This is a genomic window from Flavobacterium sp., from assembly GCF_044369455.1.
Taxonomy (GTDB): Bacteria; Bacteroidota; Bacteroidia; order Flavobacteriales; family Flavobacteriaceae; genus Flavobacterium.
Genome location: NZ_JBIPLW010000012.1, coordinates 36,410 through 56,810, shown reverse-complemented (window position 1 = coordinate 56,810; position 20,401 = coordinate 36,410). Strand labels below are relative to the sequence as shown.

Below are 20,401 nucleotides of genomic sequence, written 5' to 3'. Positions count from 1 at the left end.
TTAGGAATTTATAATTATTGGTTTGCCATGCGTTTTGCTAATTATTAGAGGTAAAAGAAATGGAAAAACGATTACCATGCGATAGATTACTGCGGAAAGCTTAGGGTTTTGTAGTAATGATGCCAATAGACTTCCGATATGCAATCGTTGTTTGAAATTATGGTTCCATTGTTGTGTATAGTGTTCCTCTAGGGCTGGTCGCGTTGGTATTTCATTACTCAAGTATTTAGCTACCAATTCAGATGCAATTTTTGCACTATGAATCGCCATTGCCATTCCGTTACCGCATAAAGGATGTATCAAACCAGCAGTATCGCCTATCATTAAAATATGATTTTCAACAGCATTTTTTGAAGAAAAAGATATTTGGCTAATGGTTAAAGGCTTTTCATAAACTAGGGTTATTGAGTTGAAGATCGATTTTAAATTGGGATTTTTTTCTACAACAGCCACTTGATATTCTTCTATATTTCTATAGTTTTTGAACGAATCATAATCGGCTAGATAACAAATATTGATTACGTTGTTTTCAACTTTAGAAACGCCACAATAACCGCCTTTAAAATTGTGCAGCCCAACGACATCATCTGGAAAAATGCCTTTATAATGTCCTTTTACAGCTAGCCAAGGAGATTTTTTTTTGATGAAATCCCGCTGCATCTTTTGGTCGATTGAAGAGCGTTTACCAAAAGCTCCGAGAACAATTCTTGATTTGAATTTTAGTGCATTAGACGTTGTGATTGTGAAAAAATCATCCGAAAATTCAATATTTTCAACTGTCTCCTGAATAATTTGACAACCATTGTCAACCGCTTTTTGGAAGAGATAATTGTCTAATGAATATCGGCTAATACCAAATCCGCCTAAAGGCAAAGTAGCTGTAATGTTTTTTCCGTTAGTAGTAGAAAAGTGCAGTTTGTTGATTTTAGTGGGAAATAAATCATCTAAATTAAGTTTGAGCCATTTTAAATAGGGCACTACTTCGTTTGAAATATATTCGCCACAAACTTTATGCTTTGGATACCCATTCTTTTCAAAAACAACAACTTGATGTCCAAGGGAAGACAAATGAATAGCAGCGGTCAAACCTGCCAAACCTCCACCAATTATTATTACTTCGCTACTTTCCATTGTGGGTAAATTTAAACAATTGAAAACGAAACAATTTATATAGTTCTGTTAAAAAATTATATAAATCATAGTTTTATGAATGGAGCATGTAATTAATTAAAAATACACACTAGCAATTCTTTTAACAAATCACCTTGTGTTACAGCATTAGCGCCAACACCTTTGCTTTTTACATCAACATCACGGAGTTTTCCAACAATAGTGCTTACTTTTTTCATTGGAAAATTGTGTGCAGCGGCGATGTAATCATTAACAAAATAAGGACTTACTCTCAGAATCTTAGCAACATTGGATGGAGATTTATCTTTCAAGCCATGATATTGTAATAGTGCCGAAAAGAAACTAAATACCAATCCGTTGGTCATAACAATTGGATTGTCTTTTTGATTCTGTGCAAAATAGTTGGCAATCTGATATGCTTTTAATTGATTCTTCTCACCAATCGCTTTTCTAAATTCGAATACATTGAAGTCTTTGCTAAATCCTATATTTTCTTCAATATGGTTGGGAGTTATGGTACTTCCTTTGGGTAGAATTATTTCGAGTTTGGTCAATTCGTTGGCTATTCGGCTCAAATCATTTCCGAGAAATTCGACAAGCATCGCCATGGCTTTGGGTTCAATAGTGTAACCTCTTCCCTGTAATACACGCTTAATCCATTGACCTACTTGATTTTCGTACATCTTTTTACTTTCGTAAACCAATCCATGTTTCTCTAATGTCTTGGTCACTTTTTTACGTTTGTCGAGCGATTTGTATTTATAAGCAAATATCAAAACGGTTGAAGGTTGCGGATTTTCAGCATATTTCTCTAATTGTTCAATTGTTCGGGATAATTCTTGAGCTTCTTTCACAATAACTACTTGACGTTCTGACATCATTGGGTAACGTTTGGCATTTGCCACAATATCATCAATTGTAGTATCACGACCATAAAGTACCATTTGGTTAAACCCTTTTTCGTCTTCTGTCAAAAGATTCTCCTCTAAATATTCGGTGATTCTATCAATATAATAAGGCTCTTCACCCATCAAGAAATAGATGGGCTTAATATTACCTGCTTTGATATCGTTGATTATTTTTAGTACTTCGTCCATTATTTAGTGTTCAGTGTTCAGTCGCAGTTGGCAGTTTGTCTATTTTCTATGTTCTATATTCTTTTCTCTAAAAAAATATATCTTTGCTTAATGCAGCAACTCAACTTTCCTTCCTATAACTTTCGCTTCAAAAATAGTGAAAATAAAGTGTCTATTTTTGATGACATCAGGAAAAAGTTTATCATCCTTACACCCGAAGAATGGGTTCGTCAACACACCGTTCAATTTTTATTACAAGAGAAAAAATATCCAAAATCGTATATTAATGTTGAGAAATTAATTAAGATAAATGATATTAACAAACGTTATGACGCTGTCGTTTTTCATCCCAATGGCGAATTGTTTTTATTGATTGAATGCAAAGCTCCAGATATTAAAATTACACAAAATACTTTTGATCAAATAGCGCGTTATAACCTTAAACTTAAGGCGCAATACCTAATGGTTACTAATGGACTAAATCATTACTTTTGTCAAATGGATTTTGAGAAAGAGCAATACGTTTTTTTAAATGAATTACCAGCTTTTTCAAATAGTCAAATAACCAAATAACCACCCGAGGCCAAAGGCCGAACGGTATGAAATAAAATCCACTTTTGAAAAAAATAGCCGTCGTAATATTAAACTGGAATGGAGCTAAATTGTTAGAGCAATTTTTGCCTTCTGTTTTGGAGTATTCTGATGAAGCTAAAATTTATGTTGTTGATAATGCTTCTACTGACACCTCAATTGAAGTGATTACAGCACAATTTCCATCTGTTACTATTATTCAGAATGATGGAAATTATGGCTTTGCATCAGGTTATAATGTGGCTTTGGAGCAGGTGGAAGAAGAGTATTATGCTCTTGTAAATTCAGATGTTGAAGTTACCAAAAATTGGCTTACTCCTATCCTATCTATTTTTGATTCTGAACCGAAAATTGGTATCATACAACCCAAGATTTTAGATTATAAACGAAAAGATTACTTTGAATACGCTGGTGCAGCAGGAGGTTATATTGACCAATTTGGTTATCCTTTTTGCCGAGGTCGAATTTTTGACACGCTTGAAAAAGACAACGGACAATATGATGACGAAACCGAAATTTTTTGGGCTAGTGGTGCCTGTTTTTTTATTCGGAAAGAAATTTATCGAAAACTAAATGGTTTTGACTGTGAGTTCTTTGCGCATCAGGAAGAGATTGACTTGTGTTGGCGTGCTTTTAACTTGGGTTACAAAGCGAAATATACTTCAAAATCGGTAGTATATCATGTTGGTGGTGCAACACTACATGAGAGCAATCCTAAAAAAACTTTCTTAAACTTTAGAAACTCGTTGTTGATGCTTACTAAAAATTTACCGAAAAATAAATTGGTTTCAATTATTTTTGTGCGTCTTTTGCTCGATGGTTTGGCTGGGATACAATTTCTTTTTAAAGGAAAATTTAATCATTTTTGGGTAATTATTAAAGCTCATTTTCACTATTATCATTTAATAAACAAAACATTGAAGAAAAGGAAGGCACCCCAATCTGAAAATTATTATTACATCAAAAGTATTGTTTACAAGTACTTCGTGAAGAACGGCACTATTTTTGGAAAGCTATTTTAACAAGAGTTTATCATTTATATATTCTCTTATAATCTAATATAATTCGTAAATTTGTTAAAATTTTAATCATTCTACCTTATGAAAAAAGTAATTGTTGCCCTTTCGTTAGTTCTTTTAACATTGACTTCGTGTGTTTCGAAGAAGCAGTTTGCCGCATTAGAAGCAAAAAACAAAGAATGTCAAGATTTATTGAATTCAACAACAGTAAAACTGAATGTATGCCTTTCTGAAAAAGATGCCCTTGCTAAGCAAGCTGAATATTTGAAGCAAAACAATTCAGATTTAATAAACAGCTCAAAAGAGATGACTGTTTTGTCTACAAAAGGTGCTCAAAATATTGAAAAAGCATTGGAAACCATCAAAGAAAAAGATTTGAAAATTTCCAGAATGCAAGATGCTTTGACTAAAAAAGACAGTGTAACATTAGCATTAGTAACAAGTTTGAAAAGCTCTGTTGGAATTTCTGATCCAGATATTGAAGTTAACGTAGAAAAAGGAGTAGTTTTTATTTCTATAGCTGATAAATTATTATTCAAAAGCGGTAGTTATACTGTGAGTGATAGAGCTAAAGAAATTTTAGGTAAAGTGGCCAAAGTTGTTAATGACAAACCCACATTTGAATGTATGGTGGAAGGTCACACCGACAATGTTCCTTACACTGGAACAGGCGTACTGCTTGACAACTGGGATTTGAGTGTAAAACGTTCCACTGCTATCATTAGAGTATTGACAAAAGAATTAGGTGTTAATCCGGCGCAATTGATTGCTGCAGGACGAGGTGAATTCATTCCATTGGTTGAAAATAATTCAGTCGATAACAGAGCTATCAATAGAAGAACAAGAATTGTTGTACTTCCTAAAATTGATGAATTCTATGAAATGATTGAAAAAGAAATGAAGAATCAAAAGAAATAGTTTTTTAAAAAGAAAATAGAATATAGAACATAGAGAATAGACAAAAACGTTTCGAGAAATCGGGACGTTTTTTATTAAATAATAACTTCTATACTCTTTTCTCTATTTTCTTTTTAATAAATATCCGGGTCGCCTTTTCCCTCTCTAACAACTATTGGTTCATAACCCGATAAGTCTATGATGGTCGAACCCACATTATCGCCATAGCCACCATCAATAACTAAGTCAACATGGTTTTGCCATTTCTCAAAGATTAATTCTGGATCGGTAGAATATTCTAAAACGGCATCTTCATCGTGAATGGAAGTAGAAACGATAGGATTTCCTAACATTCTAACTATTTCTAAAGCTATATTATTGTCGGGTATACGTATACCGACGGTTTTTTTCTTTCTAAACTCTTTGGGCAAATCGTTATTGCCTGGCAAAATAAAAGTATACGGTCCAGGCAAAGCTCGTTTTAATATCTTGAAAGTAGCGGTATCAATTTGTTTTACATAATCGGATAAATTGCTTAAATCATGACAAACAAAAGAAAAATTGGCTTTTTCTAACTTAATGCCTTTTAGTTTGGCAATGCGTTCCAGCGCTCTGGTATTGGTAATATCACAACCTAATCCATAAACAGTATCTGTTGGATAAATCACCAAACCGCCATTACGCAACACATCGACTACTTTTTTGATGGAAGTTTCGCTGGGTTTGTCTTCGTATATTTTGATGAATTCGGCCATTTATTAGTTTAAAAGTTTAAAATTGTTTAATAGTGTAAAGTTGTTTTGTTAAACGGTTTTAAACCATTTTAAACAACTTTAAACTATTTTATTATCCTATCACATCCAACTTGGCAAATCGAAGTAACAACTTCTTAATTCCGCCTACTTCAAATTTGATTTCGGCTTTCTTATCAGCGCCAACTCCTTCAAGGTTAACAATTTCACCTTTGCCAAAGCGCTCGTGCATTACGACATTTCCAATGGTTAGTTTGCTATCAAACAAATTAGTATTGCTCGGTGCATTGCCAACAGGTTTCAATTTACGAATATTTGCTGAAGGAATGGGTTCATTATCATTTCTTTTGGGTGGTGTTCCGCCAACTGGTTTCGCTAATCTTAGCTTGGATTTATCTACGTCGCCAAAAATATCCAAATCCATGCTTGGTTTATATCGATATCCAGTATCCATTGGATTGATATATTCTAAATACTCATCCTTGATTTCTTCAATAAACCGCGAAGGTTCGGCATCGGTGAGTTTTCCCCAACGGTAACGGGATTGTGCATAGGTTAAATACGCTTGATGTTCGGCACGCGTCAATGCCACATAAAACAAGCGGCGCTCTTCTTCGAGTTCACTTCGGGTATTCAAACTCATCGCACTCGGAAATAAATCTTCTTCCATTCCCACCACGAACACATAAGGAAACTCTAATCCTTTTGCTAAATGAATTGTCATTAACGCTACTCTATCATCGTCGCCAGTGTCTTTGTCTAAATCGGTTGCCAAAGCTACATCTTCTAAAAACTCGGATAAAGCACCACGAGCACCGTCAATTTCTCGTTGTCCTTCGATGAAATCTTTAATACCGCCCATCAAGGTTTCTATATTCTCAATACGAGCAATACCTTCGGGCGTTGCGTCTTTTTTGAGTTCTTGAACTAATCCTGTTTTTTTGGCCACATGTTCGGTTAACACAAAAGCATCTTGCTGTTCGTTGATAACCTGAAAACTCTTAATCATAGTGACAAAATCTTCAATTTTTTGTTTGGTTCCCGAATTGAGTTTTAAGTCAATCTTATCAATATTTTCCATGACCTCAAATAGGGAACGTTTGTAATGATTGGCTGCAACGGTTAGTTTTTCGACTGTCGTATCGCCTATTCCACGTGCCGGATAATTGATAACCCGAACCAAAGCTTCTTCGTCTTTTGGATTAATGACCAAGCGCAAATAGCACAACACATCTTTAATTTCCTTTCGTTGATAGAATGATAATCCACCATAAATTCGATACGGAATATCGCGTTTTCGCAAGGCATCTTCCATAGCACGCGATTGCGCATTGGTGCGGTATAGAATAGCAAATTGTCCGTTACGCATTTGGTTGCGCATCTTTTGTTCAAAGATTTCACTGGCTACAAATCGGCCTTCTTCTCCATCGGTTATGCTGCGTTGGACTTTTATTTTGGGTCCGAAATCGTTAGCGGTCCAAACCACTTTTTCGAGTTTGGTTTTGTTTTTATCGATAATCGAGTTGGCAGCTTCTACTATGTTTTTGGTAGAACGATAATTCTGTTCCAAACGATAGGTTTTCACATTGTCATAATCCTTTTGAAAATTGAGAATGTTATTGATATTCGCACCACGAAAGGCATAGATACTTTGAGCATCATCGCCAACAACACAAATATTCTGAAATCTATCGGATAAGGCACGTACAATCAAATACTGCGAATGGTTGGTATCTTGGTACTCATCTACCAAAATATATCGAAAACGGTCTTGGTACTTGGCCAACACATCGGGAAAACGGTTGAGTAATTCATTGGTTTTTAGCAATAAATCATCAAAATCCATCGCACCACTTTTGAAACATCGCTCTACATAATTTTGATAGATTTCACCCAAGCGTGGCTTCTTGCTCATGGCATCCGCTTCTTGCAATTCGGGATTATTGAAGTATGCTTTTACGGTAATTAAAGAGTTTTTATACGATGATATTCTGCCCAATACTTGTTTGGGTTTATAAACATCTTTATCCAATTGCATTTCTTTGATGATGGCCGAAATCAATCGAACACTGTCTTGGGTATCATAAATCGTAAAGTTGGAAGGAAAGCCCAACTTATCGGCTTCGCTTCTCAGAATTCGAGCAAAAACGGAGTGAAACGTTCCCATCCAAAGATTTTTGGCTTCGGCTGCACCCACAATATCGCCGATACGCTTTTTCATTTCGCGTGCTGCTTTGTTGGTAAAGGTGAGTGCCAAAATAGAAAACGCATCCACACCCAAACTCATCAAATAGGCAATGCGCACCGTCAACACGCGCGTTTTTCCAGAACCTGCACCTGCAATGATGATCATCGGTCCGTCTTTATGCAAAACCGGTTCTTGTTGCGCTTCGTTGAGTTGGGAAATGTATTGTTGCATTATTTGAAAAGTGGCTAAGTTATTGAGAATTTTTATTATAAAACTAAAGGTATTACTACTGAAACTTATGCTTGGTATTAAAACCAAACATTTATAAAAGTAAAATAGCAAACTAAAACCATTAAGAAATTAAGCTAATTAAGGCTTAATGTAACTTAATTTCTTAATGGTTTTCTATCTATCCTTTTTTTAAATATAAAAACCCACTCAAATAGTGGTAGAACCGAATTTTAAAATTATAAAAGACAAATTTAACGCTACTAAACCTAAATTCCAATATATAATTCAGTGTATTTCTATTATATTTGTCAACAATTTAAGTCAATATTACTTATGAATTCTGATAAAATTCTTGAACTTGCTTTTTACACATTACCTGCATTGATAACGGGTGGTGTTGCCTATTATTTATTTCAATCTTACTTTTCTGACCAACAAAATACTAGACGCTGGTTAATACAAAAAGAAAACCAAAAACAATCGTTGCCGTTGCGTTTGCAAGCATATGAACGTTTGGCGTTGTTTTTGGAACGCATTAGTCCAGCAAAGTTACTCATTAGAGTAGCGCCATTAAACGATGACAAATTAGATTATCAAAACCTTTTGATACATCATATCGAGCAAGAGTATGAGCATAATTTGACCCAGCAGATTTATATTACCGATCAATGCTGGACTATGGTTTTGACTGCCAAAAACACCATCATTCAAAACATTAGAAAAACTACTTTAGATGCAACTGTTACCAATGCAGACCAATTAAGGGAAAAAATACTAAGCAGTATGCTCGACGGACAATCGGCGAGTACTTTAGCTTTGAGCTATTTAAAAAGTGAAGTTACTGACGTTTTAGGATAAAAAAGACCTTTAATATAGGTTTTTATTTATTTAAATTTTGAAATTCCGTCTTTTAGCCAAGCCAAATATTCCTTTATATCTGGGGTGTAGCTAATGGGTTCGTTTAATTTTTGCTCCTTCAAATCGGTTAAAACATAATACGGTTGTGTGTTGGTTTTGTATCTAGTGATAACGAAATCAGTCCATTTATCGCCAATGGTTACTATTTCTGAACCCGTAGATTTAGAGATAAACTGTTCGTTCTTTGGTAATTCTCTTTTATCATCTACATATAATGAAATTAAAACCACATCATTTTTAAGATGGTTCAACACTTTTTCATCAGACCAAACATTGATTTCCATCTTTCTACAATTGACACAAGCAAAACCAGTAAAGTCTAACATAACTGGCTTATTTACTTTTTTAGCATAAGCCAATCCTTTTTCATAGTCTGTGAATGTGATAATTCCATGTTCGCCAATTTTTGCACCATCGGGTAAATCTTGCTTACTTTCGGCTGGACTTCCAAGAAAACCCATTGGACTTTCGCTATACGATTGTGGCGGTGGAAACGCGCTAATTAATTTTAATGGCGCACCAAATAAACCCGGTATCATATAAACGGTAAAAGCTAAAACCAACAATCCCAATGACAATCTTCCCACAGAAATATGGGTTAGTGAGATATCATGTGGTGTTGTTATTTTGCCCAATAAATACAATGCCCAAGTTCCAAAAATGGCTATCCAAATAGCTAGAAAGACTTCTCTTTCTAATAAGTGCAATTGCAAAACCAAGTCGGCATTGGATAGAAATTTAAAGGCAAGTGCCAATTCCAAAAATCCAAGAGAAACTTTAACCGTGTTTAACCATCCACCCGATTTTGGTAGGGAATTCATCCAACTTGGAAACATGGCAAACAGCATAAATGGCAACGCTAATGCGGAAGAAAAACCAAGCATTCCTACAATTGGCGCAATGCCACCTTTTGAAGCTGATTCGACTAAAAGTGTTCCCACAATGGGTCCAGTACATGAAAAGGAAACAATCGCTAAGGCCAATGCCATGAAAAGTATGCCAATAATTCCGCCTCTATCCGCTTGTTTGTCTACTTTATTCGCCCAAGAATTGGGTAACATAATTTCAAATGCACCCAAGAAAGAAACGGCAAAAATTACTAATAACAAAAAGAAAAATACATTAAACCAAGCATTGGTTGATAATGCATTCAAAGCATCGGCACCAAAAATCCCTGTGATTGCTAATCCTAAAACCACATAAATGGCAATGATAGAAATTCCGTAAAGAATCGCATTGCGCTTTCCTTGAGCTGGATTTTTACTTTGTTTGGTAAAAAAGCTTACCGTCATAGGTATCATTGGGAAAACACAGGGTGTTAACAAAGCGGCAAAACCTCCTAGAAATGCCAAAAAGAAAATAGTCCACAATCCTTTATCCTCTGCTTTTTTTGGTGCGACAATTTCGGTAACTGTTGCTGGTTTTACTGATACAGGAACTATTTGTGTAGTATCAACTACAGCTGTAACAGAACTTGAAACAGGTTGATCAAGAGTTGATGCCTCTATTTTTGGCAATTGAAAAGTAAAGGTATTATCGCCATTAATACAAACATCTTTGCAGACTTGAAAATCAATTTTGGCCTTGATAGAAGTAAGTTTTGGATTCGATATTTTAATTTTCTGAATAAAAGTAACCTTCTTTTCAAAATAATATTCGTCCACTTCAAAGACATCGTTGTATTGTTTTTTATAGTCACTTTCTTTTGTCTTTCCTACCAATTCGTAGTTTCCTTTGGCATTTTCAAAAGTAAACTCGGCTGGCAACGGACCATTTTCAGGGGTAAATTGAGAGTACAAATGCCAACCTTCATCTATTTTTCCTTCCATTACCAAATTGAACTCAGAATCGGATAGTTGCTCTACTTTAGAAGTCCATTTTACCGGTTTTACGATTTGAGCATTGGCATTGGCGAAAGCCAAAAAAATCAAAAGAAAAAAAAGTACTTTCTTCATTATATTGTATAATTTATTTTTAAAATTCTAGTTGTGGTTTCGGTAACTTTAAACCGTTCGTCCTGCCTATTTCCAACAACCCAAACAATTTGATTATCCGAACACAAAAGCCACGTATTTGATTTGTCTAGTAAAGAAAATTTCTCGTCTTTGAAATATTTACTCAATTTCTTTTTGCCAGTCATGCCAAAAGGGAAAAACAAATCGCCTTCGTGCCATTTTCTGATTAATAAAGGAAATTGTAATGTTTCTTCGTCAACAAATATAGTATTAGTTGGCTCATGAGAAATGTCATCTACATTGCAAAAGGAAAGTTTTAAGGGAAATTTAACTTCTTTTTGTCCTTTTTGTATCCAATAAACCACATCATTTGTAATCTCTTGCTTTGGAAACAATAGCAAAGTTTCTCTATTTTTTAGCAGCGTATGCGATTCAGAATGTACTTGTTTTCCTGATTGTGCGTGGATTAAATCATAAACAGCTGTCCAATCGGAAAAACCAAAGGGTTGCAACCAATCAAACAAATAGGACTTGTAATTTTCATATTTCAATAGTTTTAGCAAGTCGATTGAAATTTGGTTTTCGTTTTTGGTCACTACTTTTGAATACAAACTTTTTGAAGCATCTGCTGCCAATGATTGTGTTTGTTTTAAATAGCTTATGGTATTTTCAAACGAAACCAAAAAATTTGGATTAATTTCCTTTACTATTGGGATAACATCGTGACGGAATTTATTTCGCAAGTATTTATCCGAAGCATTACTGCTGTCTTCACGCCAAGCAATCTTGTTTTCCTGTGCATACGCTTCAATTTCATTTCTGGAAAAAGGCAATAAAGGTCGGATGATTTTATCATTTTGTTCCGGAATTCCAGTCAATCCTTCTAAACCAGAACCACGAGTAAAATTGATTAAAAAAGTTTCTAAACTATCATCTAGATGATGAGCCGTTAATATGTAATCGAAACCTTTTTCTTTTAGTTGTTCATAAAACCAATCATAGCGAAGTTCTCTTGCAGCAACCTGAATGGAAACTTTCATTTCTTTGGCATAACCCTTTGTATCAAGATGTCCAACCGACCATGGAATTAGATATTTATCGCCATATTTCATAACAAATTTCATATCGTCATCGCTTTCTTTTCCTCGCAATTGAAAATTACAATGCAACATAGCAAAAGGATAACCCACCTGTTGGAATAAATGTACCAAAACCATACTATCGATTCCACCACTTACGGCAATAAAAAACCTGCTTTTTAGCAAAAAAGGGAAGTTGGTAATGATGTGATTTTGGAATTTTGTAAGCATAGTCAAAAGTAGTAATTATTTCTATTGAAGTACCTCAAACATCGCTTTGGCTTTCAACAAACATTCGTCATATTCCAGTTCGGCAATGGATTGTGCCGTAATGGCGCTTCCCACAGAAAAGGAAACATATTTTTCTGTGGCATTGTATAAAATACTTCGGATGACCACATTGAAATCAAAATCATGGGTTGGAGTAAAATAACCCACTGCGCCGCTGTATAAACCGCGCTTGGTTTCCTCTAATTCTTCTATAATTTTCATGGCGGAGATTTTGGGCGCTCCCGTCATGCTTCCCATAGGAAAAGTAGTTTGAAGGATTTCTACTGGTGATGTTGTGCTTTCTAGATTGGAAATCACAGTAGAAATCATTTGGTGCACTTGTTTAAACGTATAAACGCCACACAACTCTTCCACTTCTACAGAACCTTTGGTGGCGGTATGCGATAAATCATTACGAACCAAATCCACAATCATAATGTTTTCGGAACGTTCTTTTGGGTTTTCTGATAATTCCTTTTTGGAGTTTTCATCTAAAACAGAATCCGAATAACGCTTGGCCGTGCCTTTGATGGGTTGAGAAATCACTTTGTTTTCCTCTTTTCTCAAATAGCGTTCAGGAGAAGCACAAAGCAAATAATATTGGTTATTTTTGAAGAATGTTGCAAAGGGTGGTTTAGAAATACTATTGAGTTTCTGATAAATATCTGAAGGGTCAATCGTTGCATTTTCGGCATAAAATTCCATACAAAAATTAGCTTCATAGATATCACCACGATGAATGTGTTCGAGCATTGAACGTACTTTTGAAAGATAGCTCTCTTTGGAAATGCGTTGTTTTATTGTGGCAGGTTGAGGGTTGCGGGTTGCGGGTTGCGAGTTTTGAATTTCTTCAAAATCGCTTTCAATCTCATCATCGCATAAATACAAGTAATGCATTTTGAGTTCGTTTCCTTTTAAAAAAAACAACTTCTTGGGTTGGAAGAAAAACAAATCGGGGAAATGCAAACCATCAAAATTGTTGGAATGCAATTTCTCAGTATCGTTTTTTAAATCATACGATAAATAGCCGAAAAGCCAATCTTTGGTTTGTTGCTGGTATTGTTTTAAGTCGTCAAAAGCATTGAGGTAATCGGTTTTAATAGCTGTAAAAGCATCCACGGCAAGCGCACAGTCAAAACTGGAATATTTTTGAGGATAATCATTGGAATCTAAAAAAATAATTTCCCTAAATTGTTGTGACCAAAGCAACAATTGGCATTTGAATACTTCTGGATTTTCAATTTTTTTGGAAATAACGGTTCTCAAAGCCCTGTGTTTTTTTTATCGCACTCAAAATTACGATAAAAATAATTCTAACTGTTAAAGTAAAAAACCAAAATTTTTGGCACGCTTTTTAGTAGGAGTTAAGAAAGTAAGTAACCCAAAATTCATTTATCCATTATTGATAGAAAATTACACTGATCTTATTGAAAAATAAATACCAGAGTGGTAATCTATTAATAACTATTTAAATTGAATGTAAAATGAAACAAGTATCAAAATTGGGTTTGGCAGTACTCCTACTTGGATTTGCCTTTGCGTGTAAACAAGCTACTACTTCAGATGAAGCCAGTGCTGAAACGGCTGCTGACAGTGTCAGTGTTGAAACTACTTCCTCCAATGCGGCTGTAGTAAAAAAAGAAAGTAATCGAAAATTTGTTCGAACGGCCGATTTAAAATTCAAAGTGAAAAATGTAGCCAAATCGACTTATGCCATTGAAAACATCGTGGCGAAAAATGGTGGCTTTGTAACGTTTACGGATTTAAAAAGTACCATCAACGAAAAATCGGAAACCAAAATCAGTCAGGACAGCACTTTAGAAACGACACGATTTACGGTTGATAATACCATAACATTAAGAGTTCCAAATACCCAATTAGACACCGTTCTAAAATCGATGGTAAAAGAAGTGGCATTTCTTGACAGCCGATTGATTAAAGCCGATGATGTGGCTTTGCAACTCTTATCGAATAAAATGGCACAAAAAAGATTAACCTCGCATCAAAAACGATTGGAAAAAGGAATTGATACCAAAGGCAAAAAATTAAATGACATTACCAATGCCGAAGATAAAGTTTTAGACCTAGAAACTGAAAGTGATGAAACCGTTCTAAAAAACCTCAGCTTAGAAGATCAAGTAAATTTTAGCACGGTGACTTTATATTTATATCAAAGAGAAAGCGTGGTGCAAGAAATGGTAGCCAATGAAAAAAGTATCAATGCCTATCGACCTCATATTGGCCTGCAAGTCTGGGATAGTTTAAAAACCGGTTGGTTTATGTTTGAAGCGATTATTGCATTTATAGCGCAACTTTGGGCTCTAATTTTAATCGTTATTCTTGGCCTATTTGGTTATAGAAAGTTTGTTAAAAAATAGCAAAACCATTTATAAGAAATTGAACTAAGTCACTTTTGTACAAAATAACAAATGCAATTAAACAAAAAAATCCCCGTCTTAGCGGGGATTTTTAATACAATAGCCGAATTAAACCAAATCAAATCGGTCTAAGTTCATCACTTTATTCCATGCTTTAATAAAATCGTGAACAAATTTTTCTTTAGCATCACTTTCAGCATACACTTCAGCCAAAGCTCTTAGTTCAGAGTGAGAACCAAAAATTAAATCCGCTCTGGTTGCTGTCCATTTTAAAGCACCTGATTTTCTGTCTTTTCCTTCAAATGATTCGCCTTTATCGTCAGTTGCGTTCCATTTAGTTCCTAAGTCTAATACGTTTACAAAGAAATCATTCGATAGAACTCCCGGTTTAAAAGTGAAAACTCCATTTTTGGAACCGTTGTAATTTGCATTTAATACTCTCATTCCACCTACTAAAACAGTCATTTCTGGAGCAGTAAGTGTAAGTAATTGTGCTTTATCAACCAATAATGCTTCTGTAGTTGAAATACATTTAGCTGATTTATAATTTCTAAAACCATCCGCTTTTGGTTCTAATACCTTAAATGAATCAACATCGGTTTGTTCTGGTGTAGCATCGGTGCGTCCAGGTGTGAAAGGAACAGTAACTGAAAATCCTCCATCTTTAGCTGATTTTTCTATTGCTGCACAACCTCCAAGAACTATAATGTCTGCTAAAGAAACTTTTTTAGTATCACTTTGTTTTGCATTAAAGTTGTGCTGCACAGTTTCTACTATTGCCAGTACTTTATTCAATTGAATTGGATTGTTAACTTCCCAATTTTTCATTGGTTCTAGTCGGATTCGTGCGCCATTTGCACCACCACGCATATCTGAACCTCTAAAAGATGCCGCAGACGCCCATGCTGTAGACACTAATTCTGAAACTGATAATCCTGATGCCAATAAATCGGATTTTAGTTGCGCAATATCTTGTTCGTTAACCAACTCATGATTTACAGCGGGAACTGGATCTTGCCAAATTAATTCTTCTTGAGGTACTTCGCTTCCAACGTATCTTGCTTTTGGTCCCATATCTCTGTGGGTCAGTTTGAACCAAGCTCTTGCAAAAGCATCTTCAAATTCGGAGAAATTTTCAAAGAATCTTCTAGAAATTGGTTCGTAAATTGGATCCATTTTTAAAGCCAAATCAGCAGTAGTCATTATTGGTGCATGACGTTTATTCGAATCATGTGCATCTTCTACTAAAGTTGCAGCACTTTCATCTGTTGGAATCCATTGAAAAGCACCCGCTGGACTTTTTGTCAATTTCCAATCATATTTAAATAAAGTTTCGAAATACCCGTTATCCCATGTCGTTGGATTGGGTTTCCATGCTCCTTCTAGTCCGCTAGTAATGGTATCGCCACCTTTACCCGTTCCAAATGCATTCTTCCATCCCATTCCCATTTCTTCGATACTAGCTGCTTCTGGTTCTCTGCCAACCAATTCTGCATCACCAGCACCATGAGCTTTTCCAAAAGTATGACCACCAGCTACTAAAGCTACCGTTTCTTCATCATTCATTGCCATTCGAGCAAAAGTTTCTCTGATATCTTTTCCAGAAGCAATCGGATCAGGAACACCATTTGGTCCTTGTGGATTTACATAAATTAATCCCATTTGTACGGCTGCCAAAGGATCTTCCAATTCTCTATCGCCTGAATATCTTTTATCACCTAACCATTCAGTTTCAGTTCCCCAATAAATATCTTGTTCTGGTTCCCAAATATCTTCACGGCCACCTGCGAAACCAAATGTTTTGAATCCCATAGACTCCAACGCACAGTTTCCAGCTAAAATCATTAAATCAGCCCAAGACAGACTTTTACCATATTTTTGTTTGATAGGCCAAAGTAACATTCTGGCTTTATCTAAATTTCCGTTATCTGGCCAACTATTAATAGGTGCAAAACGTTGATTTCCTGTTCCAGCTCCACCACGACCATCTGAAATTCTGTAGGTTCCTGCGCTATGCCAAGCCATACGAATGAATAAAGGACCATAATGACCATAATCTGCTGGCCACCAATCTTGAGAATCGGTCATTAGATCAAAAATATCTTTTTTAACTGCTGCCAAGTCTAAACTTTTAAACGCTTCAGCATAATTAAAATTTTCATCTAATGGGTTAGACAAATTGGACTGCTGTCTTAAAATATTTAAATTTAAACGATTAGGCCACCAATCATTATTAGAAGTTCCTCCGCTTGCCGTTTGCATTGAAGTTCCGTGATTAAAAGGACATTTACCTTGTGATGAGTCATTTCCCATAGTTATTATGATTTATGTTGTTATTTTGTAAAGTTACATTTTTGATAGCCCAAAACTAATGATAACTGTCATGCACTTCGATAATTTTTTATTATATATTACTATAAACTAATTGTCAAAACTTATATAAAAAAGTATTGCTATAAACACTAATCTTGTTTAGGAGAGAAATTTTAATGTCCCAAAGACATTCGCATTTACTATCAAATCTTTTATATATTTGTTTTCAACTAAACCAAAAACAAGTCCATGCTATTATCTAAATTATTCCGAAAAAAATCAACTTCTATTATTTTACAACAAGGTGGAGATGGAGAAGAACATAGTGGTTTAAATAAGGTTTTAAATGTTAGGGATTTAACTTTTTTTGGGATCGCAGCCATTATTGGTGGCGGCACTTTTAGCGCTATTGGAAATGCTTGTTTTTCAGGTGGACCAGGTGTTATTTTTCTATATATAATTTGTGCTATTGCTTGTGGATTTACAGCCATGTGTTATGCAGAATTTGCCTCACGAGTACCTGTTTCTGGTAGCGCTTATACCTATGCCTATGTTTCCTTTGGAGAGTTATTTGCTTGGATAATTGGGTGGGCACTGATAATGGAATATTCCATCGGAAATATATATATTGCCTTTTCCTGGAGTGGCTATTTCACCAATCTACTAGATAGTTTTCACCTGCATTTACCCGAATGGTTGACTATAAATTATAAATCGGCACAAGATGCTTTTGTTGCCAATAAGGGCACTGAAGGTTTATTGGCATGGAAAAATGCACCTGTAATTGGTGGACTTAAAATTATTTTCGATTTACCAGCGGTGATTATTAATTTATTAATTACGTATCTAGTTTATAGAGGCACCAAAGAATCTAGAAACTTTAGTAACGTAATGGTATATATAAAGTTGGCAATTATTTTTTTAATTATAATTGTTGGAGCATTTTATATCGATATTGACAATTGGACTCCATTTATGCCAAACGGATTTAGTGGTGTTATGGGCGGTGTTTCAGCCGTTTTCTTTGCCTACATAGGATTTGATGCTGTTTCTACATTGGCAGAAGAAACTAAAAATCCACAACGTGATTTGCCTAAAGGTATGATTTACTCCTTGGCTATTTGTACTGTAATTTTTATTGTATTGGCATTGGTTATTACCGGTATGGTTTCCTATCAATTACTGGGTGTTAGCGATCCTTTGGCTGAGATTTTTGCTTTAAAAGGAGTAAAATGGATGTTATTTATTGTATCGATAGCAGCAGTTGTAGCGATGACTAGTGTGTTATTGGTATTTCAAATGGGACAACCTCGTATCTGGATGACTATGAGTCGTGATGGTTTAATGCCAAAGAAGTTTTCTGAAATACATCCGAAATATAAAACACCCGGATTTGCTACTATTGTTACTGGTTTAGTAGTAGGTATTCCAATCTTCTTTACCGATGAGAACTTTGTACTAGACTTTACCAGTATCGGAACTTTGTTTGCCTTTGTTTTGGTATGCGGTGGTGTCTTATTACTTTCTCCACAGAGCGAATCAGAACTTGCCGAAAGAGCTACTAAAGGCAAATTCAGAATACCCTATATCAATGCAAAATACATTTTTCCATTGATGTGTTTAGCAGCATTTGGAATGGTTCAATATTACTTACCTACTTTTTTTCCAGATACATTTAGATATTCAGATACATTCTTTACGACTAATATCCCAATGCTTGTTTTTATCACCTTATGCATTGTAATGGCAATACTGTCTTTTATTAAAAATTTATCGTTGATACCTTTACTTGGACTTATATCATGTTGCTATCTTCTTACCGGAATGGCAGTATCTAACTGGCAGTGGTTTGGAATATGGCTATTAATCGGCTTAGTGATTTACTTCTTATTTGGCTATAAAAACAGTAATTTAAATAAAAAATAAGCCTGTTAAAAATTCTCTCATTTTAAGAACGACAGGATTTTATTTATTGATTATTGTTTAATAATCCGTTTCGTTTCAGTGCCTGATTCTGTTTCAACTGTTATCAAATATGCTCCATTGGCTAATGAACTTATATCAAGCATTCTAGTATTTTCATAAGTCATTATGGATTGTCCTAATAGATTAGTTATAGTAGCTTTATTGATAACTTGATTATTGGATACTTCAACATTTATAGTATCTGAGGTCGGGTTGGGATAAATTTTGAATAAACTTATTTCGTTACCAGCAGTACCTAAATTACAAGTTGTAGTGCTAACCGTTATTGCAGAACCAGTAAAATAATCTTCAAAAAACTGTAGCTCTGTTTGTGAAACACCTCCAAGTTCGTCTACGCAAATGGCATTTAAATTAGTATTATTTAGAATATAAGCACCAGTGTCAAAATCGTTATCAACAAACTGCTCTAATCGTTCATTTTTAAAACTTATAAGCTCCAAATTTGGATTATTATTAATGTAATAATACTTAACAAATGCCATCGGACAAATTATTTGTCTTAATGAAGTATTATTTATTTCTATGCTATCATAGGGCTCGCCCATCAATAAAGGGCTATTTCTTAATTGACCCATATCTAAAGTAACTAATGGGTTATTAGATACATCAATACCTCCATCAATAAGAAAAGTATAATTAGGGTGATTGAAAAGAACAGAAGTTAAACTGTTATTATTTAAATATAAGGATACTATTTGAGATAAATGACTCAAATCAATAGTTGTTAATTGATTAAAACCTATATTAGCAGATATTCCATATGTGAAATCTGGCAAGGATATTTGATTAATTGAATTGTGACTACAATCTAAATTTTGAAGTGCTAAATTGTTTGTTAAATCAAGTGAAGTTAATTGGTTATTAGAACAATAAAGTAAGAATAAATCAGGAAAAATCGAAGGGTCAAATTGATTCATTTGATTGTAACTAAAATCCAATTTGTTTAAGTTAACAAAGGACTCGATACCAGCTAAAGAGGTAATATTAGCATTTATAATATATAACGTTTCTATTAGCGCGGCTTCGCTTAGTTCTATTTCACCATTACCATTGGTGTCAATAGCAGTTCTATTTCCAGCAAAATCAAAAGCAATATAACTACTTGCACTTGCTTGCAATAACTTTGCTTTAAAATTTGGATCAGGGATATTAATAATCTGTGCTGTAACACTCAAACTCAAAAACAAAAGCACAAACGAAATATAGTGGTTTTTCATAATCAACTTATTAACAGGATTTAAAAGTAATAAATAATCCTGAATTGTAAACTATCAATTACAAAATATAACACAAAAAAATCCGTTAAAGAGAACTTTATAACGGATTTTCTACACAATCTGATTCGTTAACTTATTACCCTCTTTTGCTTTAAACAGTCAGTAACTGTCCTTCTTATTTTAATTTGTTGATTTTTACCAACTGCAAAAGGATAAACTTCTTTTTTACGGCAACATAAGTTACTCTGAGATTTGCATGTAATTAAGGATTGCTTTTACTGTTAAAGTTTCCCCTCGATGAACATTTTCCCAAATCATTTATTAAAAACGATTTTTTTTAATATTCAATGTTAAAGTTACTAAATTAAATATTAGTATTTTTTTGATTTTCAATTTTTTA

15 protein-coding genes are annotated in these 20,401 nt (G+C 34.5%); 6 read left to right on the top strand and 9 right to left on the bottom strand.

Going from position 1 to position 20,401, the window contains the following annotated elements; all coding sequences use genetic code 11:
- Together ACIQ2L_RS11270 and holA are read right to left on the bottom strand one after the other, a co-directional pair.
- Positions 1 to 1,131 (bottom strand): NAD(P)/FAD-dependent oxidoreductase, encoded by a 1,131-nt coding sequence (locus ACIQ2L_RS11270; RefSeq protein ID WP_396158823.1) that lies wholly within the window; start codon positions 1,129 to 1,131, stop codon positions 1 to 3.
- A 92-nt stretch (positions 1,132 to 1,223) separates the two neighbouring features.
- Positions 1,224 to 2,228, bottom strand: a complete 1,005-nt coding sequence (gene holA, locus ACIQ2L_RS11265; protein ID WP_396158821.1) for a DNA polymerase III subunit delta — start codon at positions 2,226 to 2,228, stop codon at positions 1,224 to 1,226.
- Between the two features lie 90 nt (positions 2,229 to 2,318).
- On the opposite strand from holA, the gene ACIQ2L_RS11260 reads away from it, so the two are divergent.
- The 3 genes from ACIQ2L_RS11260 (at position 2,319) to ACIQ2L_RS11250 (ending at position 4,735) form a co-directional block, all read left to right on the top strand.
- Positions 2,319 to 2,780, top strand: a complete 462-nt coding sequence (locus tag ACIQ2L_RS11260; RefSeq protein ID WP_396158819.1) for a type I restriction enzyme HsdR N-terminal domain-containing protein — start codon at positions 2,319 to 2,321, stop codon at positions 2,778 to 2,780.
- A gap of 44 nt (positions 2,781 to 2,824) precedes the next feature.
- The gene (locus ACIQ2L_RS11255) at positions 2,825 to 3,820 is read left to right on the top strand and encodes a glycosyltransferase family 2 protein (RefSeq protein WP_396158817.1); all 996 of its coding nucleotides are present in this window, start codon (positions 2,825 to 2,827) and stop codon (positions 3,818 to 3,820) included.
- 78 nt (positions 3,821 to 3,898) lie between these two features.
- Complete coding sequence (locus ACIQ2L_RS11250) at positions 3,899 to 4,735, top strand: flagellar motor protein MotB (protein ID WP_396158815.1); 837 nt, start codon at positions 3,899 to 3,901, stop codon at positions 4,733 to 4,735.
- Between the two features lie 113 nt (positions 4,736 to 4,848).
- Here ACIQ2L_RS11250 and ACIQ2L_RS11245 read toward each other — a convergent pair whose 3' ends face one another.
- Complete coding sequence (locus ACIQ2L_RS11245) at positions 4,849 to 5,469, bottom strand: L-threonylcarbamoyladenylate synthase (RefSeq protein WP_396158813.1); 621 nt, start codon at positions 5,467 to 5,469, stop codon at positions 4,849 to 4,851.
- 91 nt (positions 5,470 to 5,560) lie between these two features.
- Positions 5,561 to 7,885, bottom strand: a complete 2,325-nt coding sequence (locus ACIQ2L_RS11240; RefSeq protein WP_396158811.1) for an ATP-dependent helicase — start codon at positions 7,883 to 7,885, stop codon at positions 5,561 to 5,563.
- A 333-nt stretch (positions 7,886 to 8,218) separates the two neighbouring features.
- On the opposite strand from ACIQ2L_RS11240, the gene ACIQ2L_RS11235 reads away from it, so the two are divergent.
- The gene (locus ACIQ2L_RS11235) at positions 8,219 to 8,743 is read left to right on the top strand and encodes a hypothetical protein (RefSeq protein WP_396158810.1); all 525 of its coding nucleotides are present in this window, start codon (positions 8,219 to 8,221) and stop codon (positions 8,741 to 8,743) included.
- Between the two features lie 26 nt (positions 8,744 to 8,769).
- Here the strand turns inward: ACIQ2L_RS11235 and ACIQ2L_RS11230 are convergent, their stop codons facing one another.
- Genes ACIQ2L_RS11230 through ACIQ2L_RS11220 form a run of 3 tightly spaced genes read right to left on the bottom strand, consistent with a single transcriptional unit; the run spans position 8,770 to position 13,373 of the window.
- Entirely contained in the window at positions 8,770 to 10,758 is a 1,989-nt protein-coding gene (locus ACIQ2L_RS11230; protein ID WP_396158808.1) for a cytochrome c biogenesis protein CcdA, read from the bottom strand.
- Positions 10,758 to 12,068, bottom strand: a complete 1,311-nt coding sequence (gene tilS / locus ACIQ2L_RS11225; RefSeq protein WP_396158806.1) for a tRNA lysidine(34) synthetase TilS — start codon at positions 12,066 to 12,068, stop codon at positions 10,758 to 10,760. Before tilS ends, ACIQ2L_RS11230 begins: the two co-directional genes overlap by 1 nt.
- 21 nt (positions 12,069 to 12,089) lie before the next feature.
- Positions 12,090 to 13,373 (bottom strand): anthranilate synthase component I family protein, encoded by a 1,284-nt coding sequence (locus tag ACIQ2L_RS11220; protein WP_396158804.1) that lies wholly within the window; start codon positions 13,371 to 13,373, stop codon positions 12,090 to 12,092.
- Positions 13,374 to 13,591: 218 nt separating this feature from the next.
- Here ACIQ2L_RS11220 and ACIQ2L_RS11215 point away from each other — a divergent pair, with 218 nt between their 5' ends.
- The gene (locus tag ACIQ2L_RS11215; protein ID WP_396158802.1) at positions 13,592 to 14,485 is read left to right on the top strand and encodes a DUF4349 domain-containing protein; all 894 of its coding nucleotides are present in this window, start codon (positions 13,592 to 13,594) and stop codon (positions 14,483 to 14,485) included.
- A 108-nt stretch (positions 14,486 to 14,593) separates the two neighbouring features.
- Here the strand turns inward: ACIQ2L_RS11215 and katG are convergent, their stop codons facing one another.
- Positions 14,594 to 16,798: a catalase/peroxidase HPI gene (gene katG / locus ACIQ2L_RS11210; RefSeq protein WP_396158800.1), complete on the bottom strand. Its 2,205-nt coding sequence runs from the start codon at positions 16,796 to 16,798 to the stop codon at positions 14,594 to 14,596.
- Between the two features lie 249 nt (positions 16,799 to 17,047).
- Between katG and ACIQ2L_RS11205 the strand changes: the two genes are divergently transcribed.
- Entirely contained in the window at positions 17,048 to 18,724 is a 1,677-nt protein-coding gene (locus ACIQ2L_RS11205; protein ID WP_396158798.1) for an amino acid permease, read from the top strand.
- A gap of 50 nt (positions 18,725 to 18,774) precedes the next feature.
- Here the strand turns inward: ACIQ2L_RS11205 and ACIQ2L_RS11200 are convergent, their stop codons facing one another.
- Positions 18,775 to 20,001: a T9SS type A sorting domain-containing protein gene (locus tag ACIQ2L_RS11200; protein ID WP_396158796.1), complete on the bottom strand. Its 1,227-nt coding sequence runs from the start codon at positions 19,999 to 20,001 to the stop codon at positions 18,775 to 18,777.
- Positions 20,002 to 20,401 lie beyond the last annotated feature (400 nt).

What these genes read in the sequence shown, in the direction of transcription:
- ACIQ2L_RS11270 (WP_396158823.1), bottom strand. Translation starts at nt 1,131, where the DNA reads ATGGAAAGTAGCGAAGTAATAATAATTGGTGGAGGTTTGGCAGGTTTG.
- holA (WP_396158821.1), bottom strand. Translation starts at nt 2,228, where the DNA reads ATGGACGAAGTACTAAAAATAATCAACGATATCAAAGCAGGTAATATT.
- ACIQ2L_RS11260 (WP_396158819.1), top strand. Translation starts at nt 2,319, where the DNA reads ATGCAGCAACTCAACTTTCCTTCCTATAACTTTCGCTTCAAAAATAGT.
- ACIQ2L_RS11250 (WP_396158815.1), top strand. Translation starts at nt 3,899, where the DNA reads ATGAAAAAAGTAATTGTTGCCCTTTCGTTAGTTCTTTTAACATTGACT.
- ACIQ2L_RS11245 (WP_396158813.1), bottom strand. Translation starts at nt 5,469, where the DNA reads ATGGCCGAATTCATCAAAATATACGAAGACAAACCCAGCGAAACTTCC.
- ACIQ2L_RS11240 (WP_396158811.1), bottom strand. Translation starts at nt 7,885, where the DNA reads ATGCAACAATACATTTCCCAACTCAACGAAGCGCAACAAGAACCGGTT.
- ACIQ2L_RS11235 (WP_396158810.1), top strand. Translation starts at nt 8,219, where the DNA reads ATGAATTCTGATAAAATTCTTGAACTTGCTTTTTACACATTACCTGCA.
- ACIQ2L_RS11230 (WP_396158808.1), bottom strand. Translation starts at nt 10,758, where the DNA reads ATGAAGAAAGTACTTTTTTTTCTTTTGATTTTTTTGGCTTTCGCCAAT.
- tilS (WP_396158806.1), bottom strand. Translation starts at nt 12,068, where the DNA reads ATGCTTACAAAATTCCAAAATCACATCATTACCAACTTCCCTTTTTTG.
- ACIQ2L_RS11215 (WP_396158802.1), top strand. Translation starts at nt 13,592, where the DNA reads ATGAAACAAGTATCAAAATTGGGTTTGGCAGTACTCCTACTTGGATTT.
- katG (WP_396158800.1), bottom strand. Translation starts at nt 16,798, where the DNA reads ATGGGAAATGACTCATCACAAGGTAAATGTCCTTTTAATCACGGAACT.
- ACIQ2L_RS11205 (WP_396158798.1), top strand. Translation starts at nt 17,048, where the DNA reads ATGCTATTATCTAAATTATTCCGAAAAAAATCAACTTCTATTATTTTA.
- ACIQ2L_RS11200 (WP_396158796.1), bottom strand. Translation starts at nt 20,001, where the DNA reads ATGAAAAACCACTATATTTCGTTTGTGCTTTTGTTTTTGAGTTTGAGT.